The sequence below is a fragment of the Streptomyces poriferorum genome, assembly GCF_019399235.1.
In the GTDB taxonomy this organism is placed as follows: domain Bacteria; phylum Actinomycetota; class Actinomycetes; order Streptomycetales; family Streptomycetaceae; genus Streptomyces; species Streptomyces poriferorum.
In genome coordinates this window covers 92,536-115,007 of record NZ_JAELVH010000002.1, presented here as the reverse complement: position 1 = coordinate 115,007, position 22,472 = coordinate 92,536, and the positions used below count along the sequence as shown (strand labels likewise).

16 protein-coding genes and 1 pseudogene are annotated in these 22,472 nt (G+C 70.9%); 11 read left to right on the top strand and 6 right to left on the bottom strand.

Going from position 1 to position 22,472, the window contains the following annotated elements; genetic code table 11:
- Nucleotides 1-43 precede the first annotated feature (43 nt).
- Nucleotides 44-634, top strand: a complete 591-nt coding sequence (locus JGS39_RS00830; RefSeq protein ID WP_219566589.1) for a TetR/AcrR family transcriptional regulator — start codon at nucleotides 44-46, stop codon at nucleotides 632-634.
- A gap of 21 nt (nucleotides 635-655) precedes the next feature.
- Here the strand turns inward: JGS39_RS00830 and JGS39_RS00825 are convergent, their stop codons facing one another.
- On the bottom strand, nucleotides 656-1,675 hold the full coding sequence (locus JGS39_RS00825) for an SMP-30/gluconolactonase/LRE family protein (RefSeq protein ID WP_219566588.1): 1,020 nt from the start codon (nucleotides 1,673-1,675) through the stop codon (nucleotides 656-658).
- A 180-nt stretch (nucleotides 1,676-1,855) separates the two neighbouring features.
- Here JGS39_RS00825 and JGS39_RS00820 point away from each other — a divergent pair, with 180 nt between their 5' ends.
- A complete protein-coding gene (locus JGS39_RS00820) occupies nucleotides 1,856-3,646 on the top strand; it encodes a flavin-containing monooxygenase (protein ID WP_219566587.1) in 1,791 nt (596 codons plus the stop codon).
- A 3-nt stretch (nucleotides 3,647-3,649) separates the two neighbouring features.
- Here the strand turns inward: JGS39_RS00820 and JGS39_RS00815 are convergent, their stop codons facing one another.
- On the bottom strand, nucleotides 3,650-4,486 hold the full coding sequence (locus JGS39_RS00815) for an alpha/beta fold hydrolase (RefSeq protein ID WP_219566586.1): 837 nt from the start codon (nucleotides 4,484-4,486) through the stop codon (nucleotides 3,650-3,652).
- A gap of 280 nt (nucleotides 4,487-4,766) precedes the next feature.
- Between JGS39_RS00815 and JGS39_RS00810 the strand changes: the two genes are divergently transcribed.
- Nucleotides 4,767-6,758: an RICIN domain-containing protein gene (locus tag JGS39_RS00810; protein ID WP_219566585.1), complete on the top strand. Its 1,992-nt coding sequence runs from the start codon at nucleotides 4,767-4,769 to the stop codon at nucleotides 6,756-6,758.
- Nucleotides 6,759-6,833: 75 nt separating this feature from the next.
- Here JGS39_RS00810 and JGS39_RS00805 read toward each other — a convergent pair whose 3' ends face one another.
- Nucleotides 6,834-7,280 carry a MarR family winged helix-turn-helix transcriptional regulator gene (locus tag JGS39_RS00805; protein ID WP_219566584.1) on the bottom strand — a complete coding sequence of 149 codons (447 nt, stop codon included), beginning with the start codon at nucleotides 7,278-7,280 and terminating at the stop codon, nucleotides 6,834-6,836.
- Nucleotides 7,281-7,451: 171 nt separating this feature from the next.
- Between JGS39_RS00805 and JGS39_RS00800 the strand changes: the two are divergent.
- The 5 genes and pseudogenes from JGS39_RS00800 to JGS39_RS00780 all read left to right on the top strand — a co-directional run.
- Nucleotides 7,452-8,000: pseudogene (locus JGS39_RS00800) on the top strand (MFS transporter); the annotation flags it as partial.
- Nucleotides 8,001-8,120: 120 nt separating this feature from the next.
- The gene (locus JGS39_RS00795; RefSeq protein WP_219566583.1) at nucleotides 8,121-8,741 is read left to right on the top strand and encodes an L-threonylcarbamoyladenylate synthase; all 621 of its coding nucleotides are present in this window, start codon (nucleotides 8,121-8,123) and stop codon (nucleotides 8,739-8,741) included.
- An 80-nt stretch (nucleotides 8,742-8,821) separates the two neighbouring features.
- Complete coding sequence (locus tag JGS39_RS00790; protein WP_219566582.1) at nucleotides 8,822-9,232, top strand: RidA family protein; 411 nt, start codon at nucleotides 8,822-8,824, stop codon at nucleotides 9,230-9,232.
- Nucleotides 9,233-9,258: 26 nt separating this feature from the next.
- Entirely contained in the window at nucleotides 9,259-9,576 is a 318-nt protein-coding gene (locus tag JGS39_RS00785) for a DUF397 domain-containing protein (RefSeq protein ID WP_219566580.1), read from the top strand.
- A 136-nt stretch (nucleotides 9,577-9,712) separates the two neighbouring features.
- Complete coding sequence (locus JGS39_RS00780; RefSeq protein ID WP_219566578.1) at nucleotides 9,713-10,483, top strand: SDR family oxidoreductase; 771 nt, start codon at nucleotides 9,713-9,715, stop codon at nucleotides 10,481-10,483.
- Nucleotides 10,484-10,636: 153 nt separating this feature from the next.
- Here the strand turns inward: JGS39_RS00780 and JGS39_RS00775 are convergent, their stop codons facing one another.
- The 3 genes from JGS39_RS00775 to JGS39_RS00765 form a co-directional block, all read right to left on the bottom strand.
- A complete protein-coding gene (locus JGS39_RS00775) occupies nucleotides 10,637-14,455 on the bottom strand; it encodes a S8 family serine peptidase (RefSeq protein WP_219566575.1) in 3,819 nt (1,272 codons plus the stop codon).
- A 227-nt stretch (nucleotides 14,456-14,682) separates the two neighbouring features.
- Entirely contained in the window at nucleotides 14,683-15,303 is a 621-nt protein-coding gene (locus JGS39_RS00770; RefSeq protein ID WP_219566573.1) for a hypothetical protein, read from the bottom strand.
- Between the two features lie 444 nt (nucleotides 15,304-15,747).
- Nucleotides 15,748-16,668: a LysR family transcriptional regulator gene (locus tag JGS39_RS00765; protein ID WP_219566571.1), complete on the bottom strand. Its 921-nt coding sequence runs from the start codon at nucleotides 16,666-16,668 to the stop codon at nucleotides 15,748-15,750.
- A 344-nt stretch (nucleotides 16,669-17,012) separates the two neighbouring features.
- Between JGS39_RS00765 and JGS39_RS00760 the strand changes: the two genes are divergently transcribed.
- From JGS39_RS00760 to JGS39_RS00750, 3 genes are all read left to right on the top strand, one after another.
- Nucleotides 17,013-18,839, top strand: coding sequence for a hypothetical protein (locus tag JGS39_RS00760; protein WP_219566569.1), 1,827 nt, complete (start codon nucleotides 17,013-17,015; stop codon nucleotides 18,837-18,839).
- Nucleotides 18,840-18,851: 12 nt separating this feature from the next.
- Complete coding sequence (locus tag JGS39_RS00755) at nucleotides 18,852-19,757, top strand: hypothetical protein (protein WP_219566567.1); 906 nt, start codon at nucleotides 18,852-18,854, stop codon at nucleotides 19,755-19,757.
- A gap of 239 nt (nucleotides 19,758-19,996) precedes the next feature.
- Entirely contained in the window at nucleotides 19,997-22,444 is a 2,448-nt protein-coding gene (locus tag JGS39_RS00750; protein ID WP_219566565.1) for a GTPase-associated protein 1-related protein, read from the top strand.
- Nucleotides 22,445-22,472 lie beyond the last annotated feature (28 nt).

Genomic DNA, 22,472 nt, shown 5'->3' with positions numbered 1-22,472 from the left:
GCGGCGCGGCCGGGGCGCGGTCCCTGCCCGTTACCCTGACCGGATGACCCAGCACCCCACGGCGGCCACGCGGAGGCCGGCGAACCGGGGGCCGAAGGCCGCCGCCGGCAACCGGGCCGCCCTGATCTCCGCCGCCCGGGAGATCTACGCCTCGCAGGGTCTGGACGCCCCGCTCTCCACGATCGCGCGCAGGGCCGGGGTCGGGCAGGCCGTGCTGTACCGGCACTTCCCCGACCGGGACGCCATCGCGGCCGCGGTCCTGGAGGAGAACGTGCGCCAGATCGAGCGGGCGGCTGCCGAGGGTTCGGCCCTCGCCGAGGTCCTGGGGGTACTGACCTGGCACCTGGCACAGTCGGCGGCTTTCATCAGCCTCCTGCACGCCGACGAGGCGAGCGGGCACCCGCGGCACACCCGCGCCTTCGCCCGGGACATGCACGACCGGGTCGAGCACGCCCTGCGGGAGTGCCTGCCGGACGGCCACCGGCTGGGTGGGCCGGACGATCTCATGCTCGCCGTCTCCATGGTCTCCGGAGCCGTCGGCGGTCCCACCCACGCCCAGCGTGAGCACCGGGCGCTGGCGGCCTGGGGTCTGCTCGGCGTCACGGTGGGACCGGTGCGGCCGCTCCGGGACTGAGCGGCCGCGGGCCGGACGGGATCAGCCGCCGTTGGACTGCCGGATGCCCTTCGCGAGCGCGTCGAAGCTGTAGAGGTAGCCGCCGGCCGGTCCGCTGACGGTCATGTACGCCTTGGTACCGCCGGGCGTGATCGCCACGTTCGTCGCCGACTCCAGCCCTTCGGTGCGGGCCGGCACCTCCACCGTCGCGAGGCGCTCGCCGTACCGGCTGTACACCGCCATCGCGGGCCGGCCGTGCAGGGCCTGGTACAGGTTGCCGTCGGCGTCCACGGCGATCGAGTCGGTCTGCGCGACGCCGCCGTCCACGCGGACGGCCGTGTGCCGGCCCGCCATTCCGGGCCGCTGTTCGACGGGGAGGTAGGAGATGCGGTTCTCCGTCAGCTCGCTGATCCACAGCCCTCGGTAGTCCACGTCGAACGAGATGCCGTTCGTCGCGGCGAGACCGTCGGCCAGAACGGTGGCGTGCGCGCCGTCGCGGTCGACGCGCACCACGCGTCCGCGCGCCCGGCCCTCGGACATGCCGAGGGCGTCGCTGACGTACAGATGACCGTCCGGGTCGAAGGCGATGTCGTCGGGCTGCATCCGGGCGCCGTCCACCTCACCGGTGAAGAAGGCGCGCCGGTCGCTGCCGTCCGGGGCCAGGGAGACGATCTCGCCGTGGGAGATGTCGGTCAGATAGAGCCGCCCGTCGTACGGGCTGAACTGCGCCGAGGTGTAGGCGCCCCGACTGTCGGTGAAGAGCTTGCGCACCGTCTTCTTCCGGACATCGACGCGCAGCACCTTCGGGCCCCCGGCGGGCGCGGTGACGTCGACGACGTTCAGTTGGCCGTCCGCCCCGAAGACCGGGCCCTCCAGCAGGGTCATCCCGGTCTCCTCGTGCACCGAGGTCAGTCGCATGAACTCACGGGCGGTGACGGTCCGGCCCGAAGCAGAGGATTCCGCCGTTCCGCCGGGGGTGTACGTCTCGCTGCCGCATCCGGTCAGAGCCAGCGCGCCCAGGGTGGCGAGCACGGCCAGTGAACGGTTCCGGAGTCGTCGCATGGGGGGTTCCTCTTCCTGTCCGAAGATCGACGTGCCCCCGCACCCTAACCGGACAAGACTGTCCGGTTGTTGTTACGGTGCGGAAGGCCGCCCGCTTCCAAGGCAGTTCGGCAGCACATGGACGGTCCGGCCCACGACGGACAGACGCAGGAACGACGACGAGGAAACGAGGCCCCCCACATGACGTCGCCTCAGACACCGGCCCCCGACGAGCTATCCGCGCTGCGCCGGCGCTACCGCCACGAGCGTGAGCGGCGCGTGCGGCCCGACGGCCCCCGCCAGTACCGGGCCACCGAAGCCGAGTTCGGCTTCTACGCCGCCGACCCGTACGCGGAGGTCCAGGCCGAACGCGAGCCGCTTCGCGACACCGTGGACGTCGCCGTCGTCGGCGGCGGGTTCGGCGGCATCCTCGCCGGAGCACGGCTGCGGCAGCGGGGCGTGGAACACGTCCGCTTCATCGACACGGCCGGCGGCTTCGGCGGCACCTGGTACTGGAACCGGTACCCGGGAATCCACTGCGACATCGAGTCCCACGTCTACCTGCCGATGCTCGACGAGACCGGGTACGTACCCCGGTGGAAGTACGCCCCGGGAGAGGAGATCCGGCGTCACGCGGTACGGATCGCGCAGAAGTACGACCTCGGCGCGGACGCCCTGTTCTCGACCACCGTCACGGCTCTGCACTGGGAGGAAAGTTCCCGCTCATGGGTCGTGACGACCGATCGTGGTGACGCGTTCCGGGCGACGTACGTCGTCACCGCCACCGGCACCCTGTCCGAGCCGAAGCTGCCCGGGATACCCGGCATCGAGAGGTTCGCGGGGCACACCTTCCACACCTCCCGCTGGGACTACGGCTACACCGCGGGCTCCCCCGAAGGCGCCCTGACGGGTCTGGCGGGCAAGCGGGTGGGGGTCGTCGGCACCGGCGCCACCGGTGTGCAGGTGATTCCGAAGCTGGCCGAGGACGCCGGCCACGTCTACGTCTTCCAGCGCACCCCCTCCACGGTGGACGTGCGCGCCAACCGCCGCACCACGGCGGCCGACGTCGGCGCGGACCGCGAGGGCTGGGCCGGCGCGCGGCGCGAGAACTTCCTGCGCATCGTCGCGGGCGAGGAGTTCGACGAGGACCTCGTGGCGGACGGCTGGACGTCATCGGCCGCGCTGCTGGAGAAACTGCTGCCCAGCTTCCGCCGCCCCGACGACCGGGCGGACTTCGAAGCCGCCTACGAGGCTGCCGACGCCGCCAAGATGAACGAGGTACGGACCCGCGTCGAGCGGACGGTCACCGACCCGGCGACGGCCGAGGCGCTCAAGCCCTGGTACCGCTACGCCTGCAAGCGCCCCACCTTCTCCGACCTGTACTACCCGGCGTTCAACCGCGGCAACGTCACCCTGGTGGACACCGCGGACACCCACGGCATCGAACGCGTCACCGAGGACGGCGTCGTGGTGGGCGGCGCCGCGTACGCACTCGACTGCCTGATCTTCGCCACCGGGTTCTCCGTCGGCACCTCCGGCGTCCTCTCCGGCAAGCTGCCCGTCCACGGCCGGGGAGGCACCCAACTGCTGCACGCCTGGGGGCAGCACGGCATCCGGAGCCTCCACGGCTTCACCTGCAACGGCTTCCCGAATCTGATCCAGATGGGTTCACTGCAGAACGCGAGCAGCGTCAACTACACGCACATCCTCGACGAGCAGGCCGTGCACGCCGCCGCCCTCGTCGCAGCCGCCGAGGACCGGGGCGCGCTCCTGGAGCCCTCCCGCGCGGCCGAGGACGCCTGGCTCGCCACCATGGCGCAGGGCGCCCCGGATCACGAGTGGTTCCACGCCGAGTGCACTCCCGGCTACTACAACCGCGAAGGCCGCGGCCGCCCCAACGGCCCCCACGCGTATCCGCACGGCGCCACCGCCTTCCACGAACTCCTGCGCCGCTGGCGGGAGGAGTCGATGGACGAGGTGCTCAGCACATAGCCCTCAGCCGTGCCGGAGGAACTCCCGCAGGTGCCGCGCGAGTTCCTCCGGCCGGTCCTCGGGGATCAGGGTGTAGCTGTCCGCGATCTCCACCAGCTCGCCCTTGGGCAGCATTCCGGCCAGCCGGCGGCCGTGTTCCGGCGGCATGACCTTGTCCTCCGCGGCCCAGGCGACGAGCGCCGGCCGGTCGAAGGTGCGCAATGCCTCCGCCCAGCGCAGGAGTTCGGCCTTCGGCGGTACGCCCAGGACGTACTTCCGCAGGTCCCGGCGGATGTCCGGCGAGGTCCACAGCGGCCGGAACCAGGCATCCATGACCGCGTCGGGTACCGGCCGCCTGCTCATCCGGCCCCAGGTCATCGGCAGCCGCCGCATCGGCTTGAACTTCAACAGGGTGAAGGCCACGTTCAGGCCGCCGGGCATCTTGGCGGAGGCGTACAGGTTGCTGCCGGGCAGTCCGGGCGGGAAGTTGTCGAAGGCCTCACAGGACGTGATGACCAGTTTGCCGATGCGCTGGTCGCGGCCGTCCGCGACCAGGGCCTGCGCGCCACCCCAGTCGTTCATGACCAGGGTGACATCGGTGAGGTCGAGCGCTTCGAGGAACTCCGCGACCAGCCGCGCCACGCCGAGGACCGAAAGGTCGGCGTCGGGCCTCATCGGCCGCCGGTGACCGCCGAGCGGCAGCGTCGGCACGATGCACCGATGGCCGTCCCGCAGATCCGCGACGACGTGCCGCCACAGAGAACCGTCCATCGCCACACCGTGGAGCAGGACCACGACCGGTCCGTTCCCGCCGGTGTCCTCGTACTCCACGACACCTGCGGAAAGCTCCAACTCGGCCATGCGGTACTCCTCTTCGACGGATCCTCAGCTCGTCGCCCCACCGTACTCAGCAGCGGGGAGGGACGCTCCGGCTCACGCCTCTCCGGCTCACACCGATGCGACGGGTCCCGGGAAGCGGACCCGGCAGCGGGCGTCAGAACGGTGGGGCCACGCGGACGTCCAGACGCCGCCGTCCACCCAGCGATTGACATGAACAGGTCTTGACCACTGACGCCACAGCTCCCTAATGTGAGCGGGCATCAGACGTCTGCTGTCCGTTTTCAGAAAATGGAGTCGTTCCATGACCGGAAGACGAACCCTGCTCCTCGCGGCCCTGTCGCTACCGCTGGCATCTCTTCTGACCGCGACCCCCACCGCAGCGGCACAGGCCGCCGCACCGGCCGCCTCCCAGTCCTTCTACGTCGACTGCGGCGCCGCCGCCGCGGGCGACGGAACCCAGGCGACACCCTGGAACGCACTGGCCCCGGTGAACTCCCACACCTTCCAGCCGGGCGACTCGATCCTCCTCAGGCGCGGTTCGACCTGCACCGGCCAGACGCTGTTCCCCAAGGGGTCGGGCGCGGCCGGAGCGCCGGTCGTGGTCGACGCTTACGGCACGGGCGCCAAGCCCGCACTGGCCGGCGCCGGCCAGGTCACCGACGTCGTACGTCTCGCGGACCAGCAGTACTGGGAGGTCCGCAACCTGGACATCTCCAACAAGGGTCCGGCCGCGGCGACCCGGCGCGGCGTCCACGTCACCAGGACCGACTCGGGCACCGGCACCTACTACCGGCTCACGGGTCTCGACGTCCATGACGTCAACGGGAACCAGACCAAGAAGGACGACGACGCCAGCGCCGGCATCTTCTTCGAGGTCCTGGGCAACACGACGCCCACGAAGTTCGACGACGTCGTCCTGACGGGCAACACCGTGCGGGCCGTGGACCGTTACGGGATCCACTTCTGGACCCGGTGGATGCAGCGCCCCGAACTCGCCAACGCCAACTGCGGTACGACCTGCGGGGCCTGGACACCGCAGACACGGGTCGTCATCCGCGGGAACACCGTCTCCGACATCGGCGGCGACGCGATCGTCCCGCATCACACCGAGGGCGCGCTCCTCGAGTACAACAAGGTCGACGGCTTCCGCGAGCGCGAGCCCGCGCACTGCGCGGCCGGCCTCTGGGGATGGAACACCCAGGACACGCTGTACCAGTTCAACGAGGTGAGCGGCGGCAAGAGCACCTGCGACGGGCAGGGCCTCGACCTCGACGAGGGCAACATCCGCACCATCTACCAGTACAACTACAGCCACGACAACGAGGGTGGCTTCATCCTCCTGTGCAACGGCGGCGGGTCCACGACCGCGGACAACATCGTCCGGTACAACATCAGCCAGAACGACGGCGGCCAGCTCTTCGACATGGTCTGCGCCAGGACGACCAACACGCAGATCCACAACAACACCTTCTACCTGTCCAAGCCGGTCGAGATCATCAGCAACTCGAACGGTTCGACCGCGGCGAACGCCACTTTCACCAACAACATCTTCCACGTGGCGACGGACTCGGCGAGCTACGTCAACGCCGCCGGTCTCGGATACGACGCGAACGTCTTCTACGGCGCCCACCCGGCCGGCGAGCCGGCCGACGCCCACAAGGTGACGACCGACCCGAAGCTGACGGCCCCCGGCACGGCCACCTCCCGCACGGACGTCGACGGCTACCGACTGCAGGCGGGCTCCTCCGCCCTGGCCAACGGCGCGGTCGTGGCGAACGCGGGCGCACGTGACTACTTCGGCGGCCCGGTCGCGGCCGGCTGCGTGCCCGACCGCGGCGCTCACCAGTCGTCCACCACCTGCGTGAAGCCGACGGGACCCACGGCCGGGGTCAACCGGATCTCCGCCGGTACCCAGGCGATCGACGTACCGGCGCACTCCACCGCCCAGGGCACCCAGCTGGTGGGCTGGCTCTGGAACGGCGGCGACAACCAGAGGTGGAACGTCACGGCCAACACCGACGGCACGTACACCCTGAAGAACGTGACCAGCGGCCTGTGCGCGGAGGTCTACCAGAACTCCAAGGCGGCGGGGGCCGCCATCGACCAGTGGGCGTGCAGCGGCGACGCGAACCAGCGCTGGAGCGCGACCCCCGTGACCGGGGGCTACCGGCTGACGAGCAAGTCCAGCGGACTACTCCTCACCGCGGCCTCCACCACGAACGGGGCGCCGCTCACCCAACAGGCGCCCTCCACCACCGCGGTCCAGACCTGGGCCTTCACCAAGCTGTCCTGACCGGACCGCGGTACACAGAGGCGGCGCCGGGTGCCGAGAAGGCGCCCGGCCCCGTTCGCGTCGCTGCCGCCCTGCTCAGTCCCGCGGCCAGGGCCGTCCGTCGAGGCGTTCGATGTCGCGGTTGAGGCGGGCGAGACTGTCCGCGAGCTGCGCGGCCTCCTCGGGGGTCCACTCGGCCAGCACACGCTGGAGACCGTCCCGGTTCTCGGCGCGGTCCTTGTCGAGCCGGTGCTCGCCCTCGGCGGTGATGGCGAACTTCCGGGCGATCCCGCCGTCCGGGTCGGGGATGCGCTCGACGACTCCGACCCGGAGCATCGCCGCCGTCTGCCGGTTCAGTGTGGAGGTGTCGAGCCCGAAGGCGTCCCGGAGCTGCCCGATGGACATCGGGCCTTCGGCCCGGATCCGGCTGAGGAGGATGTAGGCGCTCCGGTCGAGCCGCCCGCCGCCTCGCGAGGTCAGCAGACTCATGTGCCGCCCGAGCAGCATCGTCTCGAACTCGATCCGGTCCACAGGCATGTCCACGCAAGGCTTCCTTCGACTGCCGGGCTCGCCTCCCCGCGGGGCGGGCGACCTCTTTTGTACATATATACCACAGGTATGCACCATGCATGCGATGTGCATCATGCATTTCTCGTGTACGATGCATAGGCAATGCATGGCGCAGTGCGCCATGGACCGGCAGAGCCAGGAGTACTCGTGGCCATGGGCCTGTGGATGGCCCCGTCCGGCCTGATGATGATGATCATGTCGCCGGTCGGTGCCAAGCTCTCCGCGGCCCGGGGCCCCAAGGTCACCCTCGCCGTCGGCGCGCTGATCATCTCCCTCGGCTACGGCCTCGCCGTACCGATGATCGACGGCGGCTCCACCTGGAGCCTGCTCGCGGTGACCCTCGTCTGCAACACCGGTGTCGGCTTCGCCTACGGCGCCATGCCCGCACTCATCATGGGCGCGGTACCGCAGTCCGAGACCGCCTCCGCCAACAGCTTCAACACCCTGATGCGCTCCATCGGCAGCTCCCTCTCCGCCGCCGTCATCGGCGTCGTGATGGCCCAGATGACCACCGACTTCGGCGGTCACGCCCTGACGTCGGCGGGCGGCTTCCGCGCCGCGATGCTGATCGGCTGCGGCGTCGCCCTCGCCGCCGCGGTCCTCGCCGTCCTCATCCCCGTACGGGCGTCGGCACGGAAGGACCCGCTCGCCGTGGCAACCGCCGAGTCCGAGGTCACCACCGCCAAGGTCTGACATGGCCGAAAAGGTTTGAGCGGCCCCTCACCACCCGAAACGGTTGTCCTGTCCCTCCCGGGGACAGGACAACCTGCTTTTGCCTCGAACCGGCCCCCGCCCCGGCCGTAGACTCGCCGGATGGCGAAGTATTTCGACGTACACCCCGAAAATCCCCAGCGGCGCACCATCACCACCGTGGCCGAAAGCATCCGCTCCGGGTCACTCGTCGCGTATCCGACGGACTCCTGCTACGCCCTCGGGTGCCAGCTCGGCAGCCGTGACGGCATCTCCCGCATCCGCACGATCCGCAACCTCGACGACCGTCACCACTTCACTCTCATGTGCCAGAACTTCGCCCAGCTCGGGCAGTTCGTACAGATCGACAACGACGTGTTCCGCGCCATCAAGGCCGCGACCCCCGGCCAGTACACCTTCATCCTTCCGGCGACGAAGGAGGTACCGCGCCAGCTGCTGCACCCGAAGAAGAAGACCGTCGGTGTCCGCATCCCCGACCACGCCGTCGTCCAGGCCCTGTTGGAGGAACTCGGCGAGCCGCTGCTCTCCAGCACCCTGCTCCTGCCCGACGAGGAGGAGCCGATGACCCAGGGCTGGGAGATCAAGGAACGCCTCGACCACGAGGTGGACGCCGTCCTCGACTCCGGCGACTGCGGCACGGAGCCGACCACTGTCATCGACTTCTCCAGCGGCGAGCTGGAGATCGTACGACGCGGAGCCGGCGACCCCTCCCGCTTCGAGTAGACGGGCGCGGGCCGGGTCCACCCTCCCGGCCCGCCGGGCCCGATTCCCCTGACCCCTCACACCGGAGGACCTGACCGACCATGCCTCGTGCCGTCACCCTGATACGTTCCGCCGCCCTGTCCGACGTCGCCGAGTACGCCTACGCCGCCACGGCCCCCGCCGAGGCACGGCTGATCTTCCTCGCGGGCGCCTGCCCGCTGAACGAGGACGGATCCACCGCGGCGGTCGGCGACTACGCGGGCCAGGCGGCGAAGGCCGTGGAGAACATGCGGACCGCGCTCAAGGACGCGGGCGCGTCCCTGGAGGACGTGATCAGCACCCGCGTGCTCGTCGCCTCCACCCGGCAGGAGGACCTGGTGACCGCCTGGGAGGTGGTCCGGGACGCGTTCGGTGACCATGACGTGCCCAGCACCCTGATGGGCGTCACCGTGCTCGGCTACCACGACCAGCTCGTCGAGATCGAGTCCGTCGCCGCGGTCCTCGACGCCTGACGGCGCCGGGGGCTGATCAGTACGGCATGTCCAGCTCCGCGCGGACCGTCTTCCCCGGCCACCCCGGTGGTACGCGCTCCAGCACCGCCCACCGGTCCGCCAACGCCTCGACCAGCGGCAGTCCGTGCCCGCTGTCCGACCCGGGCAGCGGAGCCACCACTTCCCCGGCCCGGCGGCCGGCATTCGCCCCGGGTGCCGGCGGCAGCTCCGGCGACGACTGCGTGGAGGTTGCCACCTGCCCCACCACCGTCCACCTCCACGACTCCAAGGTCGAGGAGGGCCCCCAACTCGCCCTCTCCCCCACCACCTGGACACAATTCGTCGCGTACGCGGTCCAAGGCTGATCACGCGGCTCACCCCAGGCGCTATAGGAATCCCCTATAGCGCCTGCTGACATTTGGTCTTTGCCTCTCGTTCTCTCCCGGTCGTACCTTCAAAACAACGCGGAAGCGTACGACTTGACCGAGAGGAACAGCGGCAATGAGCACGACGGAATACGGATCAGGAACGCGGGAACTCGCCGGAAAGCGGGCCCTGGTCACGGGTGGCTCGCGTGGAATCGGAGCGGCCATAGTGCGCCAGCTCCGCGACGCAGGGGCCGAGGTGCTCACCACCGCGCGGTCGGCGCCGGGCACGGTACCGGAGGGGGTCACCTTCGTCGAGGCCGACGTACGGACACGGGCCGGGGCCGAGGCCATCGCCGAGGCCGCGGAGAGGACGCTCGGCGGGGTGGACATCCTGGTCAACAACGCGGGTGGGGCTGGGCCGTTCCTGAAGACCGCGGACATCCCGGACGAGGAGTGGCGGAACCAGCTGGACCTGAACTACCTGGCCTCCGTACGGCTGGACGCCCTGCTGGCGCCGGGGATGCGGGAACAGGGTTCGGGGGCGATCGTGCACGTGTCGTCGGCCGCGACGCCGTTCACGCCCCCGCCGTTCCTGCACTACACGGCGGCGAAGGCCGCGTTGGAGAACTACAGCCGGGGGCTGGCCCAGGAGCTGGCGCCGTCCGGCGTCCGGGTCAACATCGTCAGCCCGGGAAGGACCGAGACCCCCGGCGGCGAGGCGACGCGGGCGGAGTGGGCGCGCATGCTCCCGGGGTCCGGCGCGGACAACAGCGGTGTGCCGCTGGGGCGGATCGGCCGGCCCGACGACATCGCGGACGCCGTACTGTTTCTCGTTTCCGACCGGGCGAGCTGGGTGACCGGGAACATTCTCACCGTGGACGGCGGTGAATTCCCCCGGAGTTGACGCGCACGGAATTCCGGGACGCGGAATTGAATGGCCGCCGTCGGGCTCCCGGGAATGAATCACCCTCGCCGGCCCGACAGGAACCGGCCCCGGACGCGAGGCGTCCGGGGCCGGGGATGTGAGGCCGATCGATCCCTGCTTGCCGATCGATCCCTACTTCAGGCCGTAGGCCCAGTCGATGGTCTCGACCGTGCGGCTGCCCGCCGCGTCCCACAGCTCGGCCCTGACGGACGCGTGACCGTTCGTCTTCGCGAGCTTCGGGTGCTCGGCCGAGACCCGGAACGAGTCACTGTCCAGCCGCCGTACGTCGGCCGCCTTCCAGGTCTTTCCGCCGTCGTAGCTGAGCGACACCTTCGCGCCGGCCAGCTTCTTCGTGCCGGTCCAGCCGCTCGCGCGGTAGCCGTCGAGGGTGAACGTGTGCTTCTTGCCCGCCTTCACCCGGTTCAGCAGGTCGGTCTCCATGCCGTAGTGCGGGAGGATGACCGCCATCGGCTCGCAGGAGGCGACCATGCCGACGAAGTCCTTGCACTCCGCCTCGTTCATGCCCTGAGGCGCGTCCGCGGGGAAGGTGTACTCGCTGTGGCTCGTCGAGTCGGCGAAGCCGCCGGCCGCCTCGTAGGTCATGTCCAGGTCGAGCCGGTAGACGGCCTTGTCCTTGATGATCCAGGGGGTACTGGCCGGCACCTCGACCCCGTCGCGGTAGAAGGCGAATCCCTGGTCTGTCGGCCCGCCTTCACTGTAGTGCGCCGGGTCGGAGTCACCTGCCCGCCCGGGGTACGGGATGAGCCCGGCATCGGTGCTGCAGAAGTTGCAGGAGAGCTCATGCCCCACGGGCGCGGGGTGGAGTCCGGGAGCGAACCACTCCTCGGTCACGGACCGGCCCGGGCGGTAGGTCTCGGTCCGGCCGAACATCTCGGGACCGAACCGGAAGGTACCCACCCCCTGGCGGTACACCTGACCGGCCTTCGCGTAGACGTAGTCGTCCCGCTCGTGGCCCCGCAGGAGGGGCTCCGGCACCCGGACGACGAGCCGGGAGGTCGCGCCGCTCCATATCTGCTGCTGGTAGTAGCTTCCCTGCTCCGTGCCGTAGCTGTGGAAGCGGTTCGTGACCTTGGCGAAGTCGGCGCGCCGGGCCCTGACCGTCAGGTCGGCCGGGATGGTGTTCTCGAAGTCCCACTGCCCGCCGTAGGCGAACGCGGACTCCTTGTCGCCGTGCAGCGTCACCCGGACGGGGGACTTGCCCGCCTCGGCGAGCCGGTCGGCCAGCCTGGTGCCGTCCTTGTGGTCGAGCACCGCGAGGGGAATGGTCAGGCCCTCGCCGAGCACGGCGTACACCGGGCGGTCGGTGACAGGCGCCCTGAGGATCGCCGCGGCGCCGGCCTGCTCCAGGAGTTCCGCGGCCTCGATGATGTAGTGAGCGTCGTCGTGGACGAGCGCGACCTTGCCCTTGACGTCCGCGCGGGCGATTTCCTCCGGACTGCCGCTGCCCACGTCGACGAGGGTCAGGCGCCTGTCGCCGTCGAAGCGTGCGAACTGTTCATAGGTACGCGGGATGAGCGTGAAGCCTCCGCGCCCGGTGACCTCCGCCGTCATCAGCGGAGCCCGCTCCCGGTGGTAGAAGGAGGTGACCAGTTTGCCGGACGAGGGCTTGCCGGCCGGGATCGCACCGAGGTGACCGCTGGTCATGAACGCGTCGCCCTCGAGGGAGACCCCCGCGCTGCGGCCGCCGGCGGTCCGCCGGAGCGTGTGCGCGTAACCGGAGTTCACGCGTGGGCGCTTGTCACCGGCTACGTCGATCCGGAAGTCCGTTGCCTTGGTCGCGTCGACAGCGACCTCGACGGGCTCGTCGGACACCTTCACGTCGGGGAGACTGAAGAGGTCGAACGCGTCGGAGAAGCCGCCGCGGAAGCCCATGTCGCCGGTGCCGATCGCACCGAAGAGCGCGTAGGAGCCCTGGGGCACCCGCAGTTTCAGGCTGCTCTGGCGGCCGACGGGGAAGGACTCGTAGTAGTCGTTGTCGACACCCATGACGACGATCAGACCGTTGTCGGGGGCGGCGCCGTCGCGGCCGTGGAGACCGACGGTCAGTCCGTAGCTCTCGGTCTCCTTGGTGAAGCCGAGCGCCGAGGTGGCGGTGGCTCCGCCGTCCGTCGTCGCCGTGATCTGCCCCGAGTACGTGGCGGGGGCGAGCAGATTGGGATCGAGCGTGGCCGTGATCTCCGTGCTGCCGCCGGCGGCCAGCGTGACGGCGTCCTTGTCGAAGGTGAGCGCACCCTCGGTCAGCGTTCCGGTCGACGCGTGTGCGGACAGCTTCACCGTGGTGGCGGTGTCGGTCGGGTTGCTCACGGTGAGGGTGCGGGTCTGCTTGTCGTACGGCCGGTCCTTCTGGAACCAGATCATGCCGAAGTCGACGGGGCTCGACAGGTCGACCTTCGCGTCGAGGGAAGCAGCCACGTCCACGCGGCCGTTGCCCTGCTCCTGAACCGTGTAGTCCGCGGACGGCGTGGTGTGGGAGGTGAGTTCCGCCTTGATCCGCGCACCCGGCCAGTCGGGATGGCGCTGGGCGAGAATGGCCGCGGCGCCGGCGACGTGCGGCGTGGCCATCGACGTACCGCTCGCCGAGGTGTAGTCGGCGTCGACGACGGTACCCATGGCGGTGCCGGCGGCCCTGGCCGCGACGATGTCGACCCCGGGGGCGGTGATGTCCGGCTTGATGGCCTGGTTCTCGCCGACCGGGCCGCGACTGGAGAAGTCGGCGAGCGCGTCGGCACGGTCGACCGCACCGACGGTCAGGGCGGAGGGGGCCGCTCCAGGGCTGCCCACGGTGGAGGCACCCGGCCCGGTGTTGCCCGCGGCAACGACGAACAGCGAGTCGCTGGTGGCGCTCAGCCGCTCAAGGGCCTGGGACGTGGGGTCGTCGGCGGTGCCCGCGTCGTCGCCCAGGCTCATGCTGACGATGTCGGCGCCCTGCTCGACCGCCCACTCCATACCGGCGATGACACCGGAGTTGGCGCCCGACCCGCTGTCCGCCAGCACCTTGCCGACGAGGAGCTCCGCCCCGGGCGCGACGCCCTTGAGGCGGCCTCCGGACGCGGCGCCGCTGCCTGCGATGGTCGAGGCGACATGGGTGCCGTGGCCGTGGCCGTCCTGGACGGTGGCGGTACCGACGAAGCTCTTGGAGCCCACGACGCGGTCCTTGACATCGGCGTGGTTCAGGTCGATGCCGGTGTCGAGGACGGCGACCTTGGTTCCGGTGCCGTCGAAGCCGGCGGCCCAGGCCTCGGGGGCGTGGATCTGCGGGACGCTCTTGTCGAGGGAGACCTTCGCCGGCGCGTCGTACCAGATCCTGGCGACTGCGGAACCGGCAGCCGCCGCACGGCCGTTGTCTGCCGTACGGGGTGCGGCGGCCTTCCAGAACGAGGCCGCCTCGCTCTTGTCGACGTGCAGCGCCGCCATGTCCACCCGGTCCAGGACGAGGCCGCGTTCGCTCCCCGGAAGCCGGTCGGCGCGCTTGCCCAGAGTGGACCGGGACGGCTTGTCGTCGTAGGACACGATGACGGGAAGCGAGTCGCCCCTGCTGTCCGACTGGCCGTCCCTGATGAGCTGGGAGACGTTGAACAGCCTGCGGTCCAGGGTCTTGGCGCCGAGGCCGGAGAGGGCCGACGCGGGATAGACGTGGAGGTCGCCGTCGGGGTCGGTGACCGTCTGGAAGTTCTTCGGGTTGCCGGGCGCGGGGGTGATGGTGGCGGACTGCCGGCCGTCGGTGGCCGTGGTGACCGAGACCCGGTCGCCGGTGACCAGGGTGACCTGGACGGGCTTGGCCGCCGCCGGCAGGGAGCCGCCCTGCGGTGCGGCGGGCTGGGCAACGGCGGCGGTACCGGAGCCGACCGCGGGTATGAGGGCTCCGGTGGCGATCACCGTGGCGACGGCGATCAGCCGTCTGCCACGTCTGCCGCGAGAGGGACTGTGCACGTACGTCTCCTTGGGTGGGGAGGGGGAAAGACCGCACGCCGAACTCCGGGCACGACAGCTTGGAATCAACGCCTGGAATCAACGAGATCCGGCCGGATGATCAACGCGCATTCGGAGGCTATAACCCGTCAGGTCCACCGGTGAGGCTCCTGAGGTGTCGCATATGCGCCACCTGTGAACGTCGGCGGAACAGGTCGCGGGGCCGAGGGGACCGGATGGCATCCCCCTCAGCCCGGTACCTCGATCCAGCCGCGGCGCGCCGCGTGCCAGCCCAGTTGCATGCGGGTCGCCACCCCGGCCCGGTCCATGAGACTGCGTGCCCGGCGCACGACCGTGCGCCTGGCGATGCCCAGATGGCGGGCAACCGCGTCGTCCGTGAGTCCACTGAGCAGGAGGGCCAGCAATCGCGCCTCCTCCGGGTTCAGTTCGTCGTCCCGGGCTCCGACGGCGGCGCCGGCCGGGTCCAGGGGCACGCTCTCGGCCCAGACTCGTTCGAACAGCTCGATGAGCCCGTCCAGCAGGGGCCCGTGGGTGATGACGACGGCCGTGCCGGGCCTCAGTGCCACGTCGGCGGCGGCGGACAGGACGGCCCGCTCACGGTCGACGACCATCATCTTCATCGGAAGGCGGGCCGTGACCCGCGCCTTCTCGCCGGCTTCCAGACACTGATCGATACGGGCCATGGCCCCCGGGTACTCGACAGCCCGCTGTCCGTACACGGTCCGGTAGACCACCCCCCGGGCGAGCTGGTCCAGTTGGGTGCCGTTGTCCACGGACAGGTACGGCGGCACGTCGAAGTGGAGCACCTCGTGCCGTGCCCGGAGCAGCAGGCTGTCCCGCGGCGACATCACACGACCAGGGGGCTGCGGGGCCGCGCCGGAGGCCGGCGCGGGCGTGGGCGGGCGGTCGCCGGCCTGCCCGGCAGCGGGCGCCTGCCGCACGAAACCCTCCAGAGCCCGCTCAAAACGGTGGGGGGTCAGCCCCAGTCGAGCCGCGAGCCGGGGTAACCCGCCGGGCCCCTCACGCACCGCTTCGCCGGACAGGCGCACTTCCTCTTCCGACGGCCCGATCGCCTCCACGTCCGCACCCACTTCCGCGTTCGGCCGCGCGCGGCCCGGCCCCGGTTCCTCGCCGGGGACTATTCCGAATCTTGAGAACTTATCCGGATTCTGGCAATGGGCTACCGGCGGGTTCGGGCGTGATCGATTGCACGTTTGAGCAGGCTGTGGAGGTGTGGGCCGGGCTCGCACCGGGCAACCGGCCGCGGTGTCCGCTCACCTGCCGATGAGAAACTATGTGGTCGCGCTTGGGGCGTCGCTGTCGGAGTACTCGTGTTGCGACGACTCGGTCCACGTCTCCCGGCGCAGCAGTTCGAGCAGCGCCGTCTCGCCCGGGCCGGCTCCCTGCCGGAGCACCGCGATGACGGGTTGGGACACGGCCGGGGACACGGGGCGGACGAGGTGTTCGTAGCCCTGCGGCACCGCGGAGGCGGGGACGAGCGTCGCCCCCAGCCCGTGGGCGGCCCAGCGCACGGCCGTCGCGGTCTGGGACACACGGGCGGTGGTGGCCGGGGTCAGGTCGTTGTCCCGCAACACGCTCAGCAGGACGCCGTCGAGCGCGCTGTCGCGGTCGAACCTCACCCACGGCTCCCCCGCCATCTCGCGCAGGTCCACCCGGTCCGCGGCCAGCCGCCGGTCGTCGGCACCGAGCACCACGACGAACTCCTCGTCGCCGAGGCGGTGGGCGTCGGCGGGGCTCCGCTCGCACGCCGCCATCAGGGCGAGGTCCAGGACGCCCCGGCGGCACAGCCGCTCCAGCTCCGCGGAGCTCTGCTCCTCGAAGACGGTCACCTCCAGGCGCGGGTAGCGGCGCCGCAGCGCGGCCAGCGCGCCCGGCAACTGCCGCGTACCGAAGCCCATCTGCGCCGCGACCACCAGCTCACCCACCAGTTCGTCGGCACCGGCACGCGCGGTCGCCCTCGCCTTCCGCGCCGCGCTCACCGCGACCTCCGCCTCGCGCAGGAACTCGCGGCCGACGGCCGTGGCGACGAGTCCGGCCGGGGTCCGGGCGAACAGCTCCACGCCGAGCTCGCGCTCCAGGCCGCGAATCTGCTGGGACACCGAGGGCTGAGCCACGCGCAGCCGCTGCGCCGCCGCCGTCACCGAGCCCTCCTCGGCGACTGCCAGGGCGTACTCGAACTGGCGAAGGCTCATCTGCTCCCGTTTCCTCCGGCGATGGGCCGCGGTCCACGCCGCGGCCGTCATGGTGCTGACAGCTGTTACTGACAGCCGTTACATCGTGGAAGGTGCCTCGTCTATTCCGTCGGGTGCACCACGAGATCCGCCAACTCTCCCCCCTGAGCCGCTCCTCGACTGAGTTGCCGCACGGGTGGATCGGCGCGATGCTGGTGGCACAGGTCGTTTCGCGGAACCCGCGATGTGTGATCGAAGGCCCGGCACCGTATATGGGTGGTGCCCATGCGCCGGTACACACGTTGCGGATTGCGGACTTCTGCCCGGGGGACCTAGTCACCGACATCTCAAAGGGGATGCGCGTCATGATTGACGCTCGAACCCATGTCGTCGCACTTTCTCAGCAGATCGACATGCTGGCCGCCGCGCCCGTTCACCCCCGACTCGCGGCGGCGCGGGATCAACTCGTGGGCGACTGCGCGGAGCACCGCGCGTACGCACGGTTGGGGGCCCTGCTCGACCACGTGCTGCACCACGCGGCCTCGGACGGGTCGGAGCTCGAACTGCTCAAGGAAGCGTCGAAAATGTGGACGGAAGGCCTCGGTCTCTATACCGAGGTCGGCAGAATCCGTAGTGAGATCGAGTCCGCACTGGTCGATCCGTCGAACCCGGGTTCCGCATCAAGGTTCTGTGATGCCACATTGAGCTTCCGTCAGCTCATGGACCACGCCAAGGACACGTTCACCGAGATGGACAGTCTCGGAAAGAGACTGCGGAAGATGTCCCATATCCCGCGACATCCGAGGCAGGAGGACGAGCCGCTGTCCGAGTGGGGCTGGGGGGACGTCTTCCTCGCCCGCAGAACCGATGCGCTCGCCCGCGCCGCGTTCAGCGAGGCGGGCACGGCGGAGACCCGGGCCATGGCCTTCGGAATCCTCTCCGGCTATGCGACGAACGCCCACGGATCGACGTATCTCACACAGGTTGTCGGCGGACCTCGCCGTTCCCACCGGTTCCGGGACCGCATAGCCCGGAACGCGGTCGGGTCGTGGTTCGGCGAACGCTACCCGGACGTCAGGAGCTGTCGCGGGATGGCGGAATCGCTCCGCTTCACCGGCGTACCGGACGGGGCACTGCCGGGTGACGCGATCGACTTCATCAACCGGACGCTGGCGGCCACGTACGACCTGCCGCGGCTGACCCCGGTGCCCGACCTGGGGCAAGGTTACGAGCGGCTGATCACACAGTTGGAACTGCTCGACACCTTCGGTCAGCCGGCGCCTCCGGCCCTGCCCGCCCCCCAGTTCATCACGAAGATGTTCTCCGACCCGGCGCATCCGCCGCAGTCGCCCACCACACCGGAAACGGCCACACCGCCGTACGCCCATGGGCCCGGCGTGGTGCCGACCACGTACTCCGGTGGCCCCGGATTCGGCTACGGGCAGAAGCCGCCGCCCACTGCCACGGACAGTACCGCCGACAGCGAGAGCGCCTGCGGCAGCTTCTGCCTCGCCGTACTGGCATTCCTGGCCTTCGCCGGCCTGCTGGGAGGACCTTGCTGGGGAGAATGGGCCGACGGAAAGTCCTGCACCTTCTGGGAGAAGCATGTTGCGGAGAACTGGAGGAACGCGTTCACCATCGATCTCAGCCAGGAGGAGAAGGATGCGTTGGCCGCACAGAACCAGCCTCTCACGGCGAACAATTTCGCCGCCGCGGCGGGAGTTCCACAAATAGATGAACTCGTCTCCCAGTTGTTCGACCTTCAGGTTCGTCTGTGGGAGGCCCTGGGCAAGGCGAGCGCCTTCCTTTCCGGGTGTGGACTCATCTATCCGGAGGGGCGTCTGGAATTCCCCCTCTACCGTCAGTTCCTCGCGGTCCCGAACGACACCGTGCAGCCGCATCGCCCTGAACCGGACGACGTCGGAACGTTCTACCGGTATCCGCGGACCGAGCTCGAGAACCCGGTGGACTTCTCCGCACCCGTTCCCGTCGGCGCCGACCCAGGGCGATTTCTCGCCGTATCGGTCTCCGACTGCGTACAGGAATGGGAGGACATCGCCGACGGCTCGCCCGGTGCCGTGAACCTCGACCTCGACGCGGACCGGGGTGTGGCCCATCCGTGCTGGTCCACCGTCGGCTCCATCGACGACGACCCGGTGGGCGTGGACATCCTCGCCTACCCGGACCAGTGAGGAACGACAGTCATGGACGTGGACCGAGGCCGCGATCAGCAGCCGAACGGCAGTCAACAGCCACACGGCGAGGGAAACGACCGGCCGTTCCTGTACATCCACAGCTACCCGCCGCCCGTTCTTCCCCATGCGGAGGAGGACATCGGTGAGCGGCCCGTGCCGGGTTCCGTCTGCTGGTATCTGTGCTCCGGCATCCAGCCGTTGACGCGGTTCGAGCCCGGACACGATCTGACGGTCCAGGTGTCCGTCGGGAACTGGCAGGGCGGGAACAGTGCTTCGCTGGCCTACGTCGGGGTGTGGTGGTCCAAGCCGGTGAGCGGACCCGTCATCCCCGACGCCTCCAAGTTCATCGGATTCTCGCCGGTCGAGGTTCCTCCTCATGGCGGCCGGGCGGAAACCTCGCCCGTCACCGCGAGAATCGGCGCAAGTGCGGGGAACCACATATGCCTGCTGGCCAAGGTCTGGCACCCACTGGACAACGTGGCCGCCGGAGGACTGGCGGATCCCGTCAACGACAGGCACTGGGCGCAGCACAACCTGACCGCCATGCCTGCCTCGCCGCCCCAGCCGTTCGCGTTCCTGGCGACGAACCCGGCGGACCAGGAAGTCACGTACCAGATCGACGTCCGGCCCATGCCGCGGGAGTTGTGGGGGAATCTGCCCACCGATGACCGGCTCCGCCCGACGCCCGCTTCGGCGTGGCTGTCCTTGACCAGCACGGCCGGTGGCGAGGAGGTCCAGGGCCAGGACGCCGTGACCCACACGGTGACGCTCGGACCGCGGGAGCAGCGCGAGATGGAACTGCTGGTCGTCGTGACCGACGAGGTGGGAAGCGGGTCCTTCGTCCCCTTCCAGATCGCCCAGTACAGGGACGAGCGACCGGTCGGCGGCATAGCGGTACTCCTGCACGGCAGCTGAGCACTCGTCGGAACGCGGCCGCGCCCGGCGTACGGGGCACGCGAGGACGGGGCCGGGGCCGTGCGCCCCGGCCCCGTCTTCGCGGCCTCGGGGGCCCCCGGTCCTTGATAGCGTCGCCCCAGCGACTGCGGACCACTCCCCGCCGGGGTCGTCGCTCTGCCGGGACGGCGCTGCCACCACGCGACGGCGGGTGCGGGTGGCAGGGGGACCTTCACGGCAGGGACGAAGAGAGCCGACGCATGAGCCTCGCGCAGTTGCACTACACCTCCGCAACCGGCGGGGACGGTCCCGGCACCGGCGAGGCCGAACCGATACCGGCCCGCTTCACCGCAGTTGACGCCGCGATACCCGCGTCCGTGCTCACGGAGGCGGGTCCGCTCCTGGCCTACCGGACGCCCGCGGAAATGGAACCCCGGCTCACGGACGCCGCGTTGCGCGCACTGCCCGAGGCGTTGAGTTTCAGCGTCCTGACCGACGGCAGCCATCTGCTGGCCAGGACCGTGGCGGTCCGGCCCGGTCCCGGCTCCGACGTGGGTTTCCACGCGCACGCGGTCCACCTCCCCGCCGGCACCCGGCTGCCGGGCGGCGCCCTCCCGATCACCGCCTGCCGGTCCGCCCGCTGGGCCGCCACCACACCGGACCGTATGCTGCCCGGCCCCCTCGCCGCCCCGCCCGCCACCGGCCACGCCCGGGACCGCGAGGGGCTCAACGACTTCGCCGTCTCCCGCGGGCCCTGGCTCGCCGGTGTGCTGGCCGACCTGCGCCGGCTGTACGGACACGACGGCTCCGGCCGGGTCGTGCTCGTCGAGCGGCAGAGCGCGGACGTGGCCCGGTGGATCGCGCTGGCCTGCGTCGCACTGCCCGGCGAACTCGCCGAACGGCTGACGTTCACCACGTACACCCGCCACCCGCGGCGCGCCCCGCAGCAGATCGTCGGAGTGCTGCCGCAGGACGCCCACGAGCTGACGGCTCCCGGTTTCCACGTCCACACCTGCACCGGCCCGCGCCCGGAAGGGACCGTGGCCGACGCCTGGGCCGAGACGGCCGCCCGGATCTGGCGCAGCCGCGCACCGGAACTGTTCCGGGAGGCCGCCGAGCTGCCCGGGGAGCCGTTCGCCGCCGGACCGGTGGCCGTGACGGCCCTGTGCGCGGGCATCGCGCTGGGCACGGGCGGGCGCGCCGCCGCAGCCGGCTGGGCCGCCGAGCGGCCCTACGCGCTGGACGCGAAGCGCACCCGGCAACTCGTCGACGCGCTGACCGCGCCCGGGGTCGACGACCGCACCGGTCCCGAATTCGACGCCGCGGGAAGGCTGTTCGCCGCACTCGACGGCCGCTCCCCCGCGACGACCACGGCCCCATTGGCCGCGATGCTGGTCACGGAGGCGGTCCGCGGCGGCAACGGCTCCGTGGAACTGCCCGGCCGTACCGCCTTCAGCGGTCCCGAGGGCGCGGCCGTCGCCTCGGTGCTGGGCCCGGAGATCCTGACCGAGCTGAGCGGCGCGGGCGTCGGCCTCGACGTGGCCAGGACGGTCCAGCTGCTGCGGGTGGCCCGGCTGCTCGGCGTGGACTGCGCGGAGCTGCTGCCGGCGGTCGTCCGCAGGCTGGCGCCCGCGCTGCTGGAGCCCGGGGACGGCGAGCCGGGCTGGGCGCCCGCGCTGCTGGAACTGATGGACGAGCAGTTCGACGTCCGTACGGCCCTGCTCGGTGCGCTGGACCGGATCGCGCCGCAGGACCCGTCGGGGGTCGAGCGGCTGCTGTGCCGGGTCCCGCTGCCCTTCACCGGCACCCAGTCGCTGCCGCATCTGCGGATGTGCGCCGAGGCGCCGGAGGCCAAGGCCGGCTGCGGGGCGGACCGGGTGGGCGCGGTGCAACGGGTGCTCCGGGCGGCCGGGATGTCGCCGTTCGCGGAGCCGCTGGTGCTGCGGACGGCCGTGGGGCTGGTGTGGGAGGAGGGCACGGTGACGGCGGGAGAGGCCCGGCTGCTGCTGGAGGCCGCCACCTCGGACGCCCACCGGACGGCCGGCACCTGGTCGCACCTGGTCGCCGCGGCGCTCGGCGCCCCCGCCACCGACGAGGAGGCGCCGGAGCTCGCCCATGACCTGCTGCGCGGCTTCCCGCAGGAGATCGCGGGCCGGGACCGCGGGGCGCTGCTGCTCCTGGAGTTCGCCCGCGAGATCCGGTCGGACGCGGCGGCGCCGGAGTGGGCGGAGCGGGCACGCGCACTGCGCAGGGGCGCCGAGCCGGTGGAACCGGAGGTGCTCGGCCATGCGTACGGGGCGCTTGCCACGCGGCTGCTCGCGCCGGACCGGCCGGAGGCCGAGCTGTACGCCCTGGTGCACAGCGGCGACCCGGATCTCGTCGCCGCGTACGACCGGGCCGCGCGCGAGGCCGGTGTCCGCTCCCGCCTGAAGGCGGAACCGGCGTACGCCGCGGACTGCTTCGCCGTCTGGACCGCGCATCCGCACGCCGGGGCGGAGTGGAGCCGCACCGCGGACGCCCTGCTGGAGGAGGTGCTGCGCCCCGCCGTGCGCACGCTCTCCGCCGACGAGGTCGCGGCCGTGGAGGAGGCCGTGGGGCGCTCGGGGAGCAGTGGCCGGGCGGAGGCCTTCCACGACTGGAACCGCCGGGGCCGGGGCACCCTGGGGCGGATCAGCCGGCGGATCGCGGGCCGCGTGCGCCGGGGCTGACCGTGCGAGTCGTCGGGGGCGCCGTCCG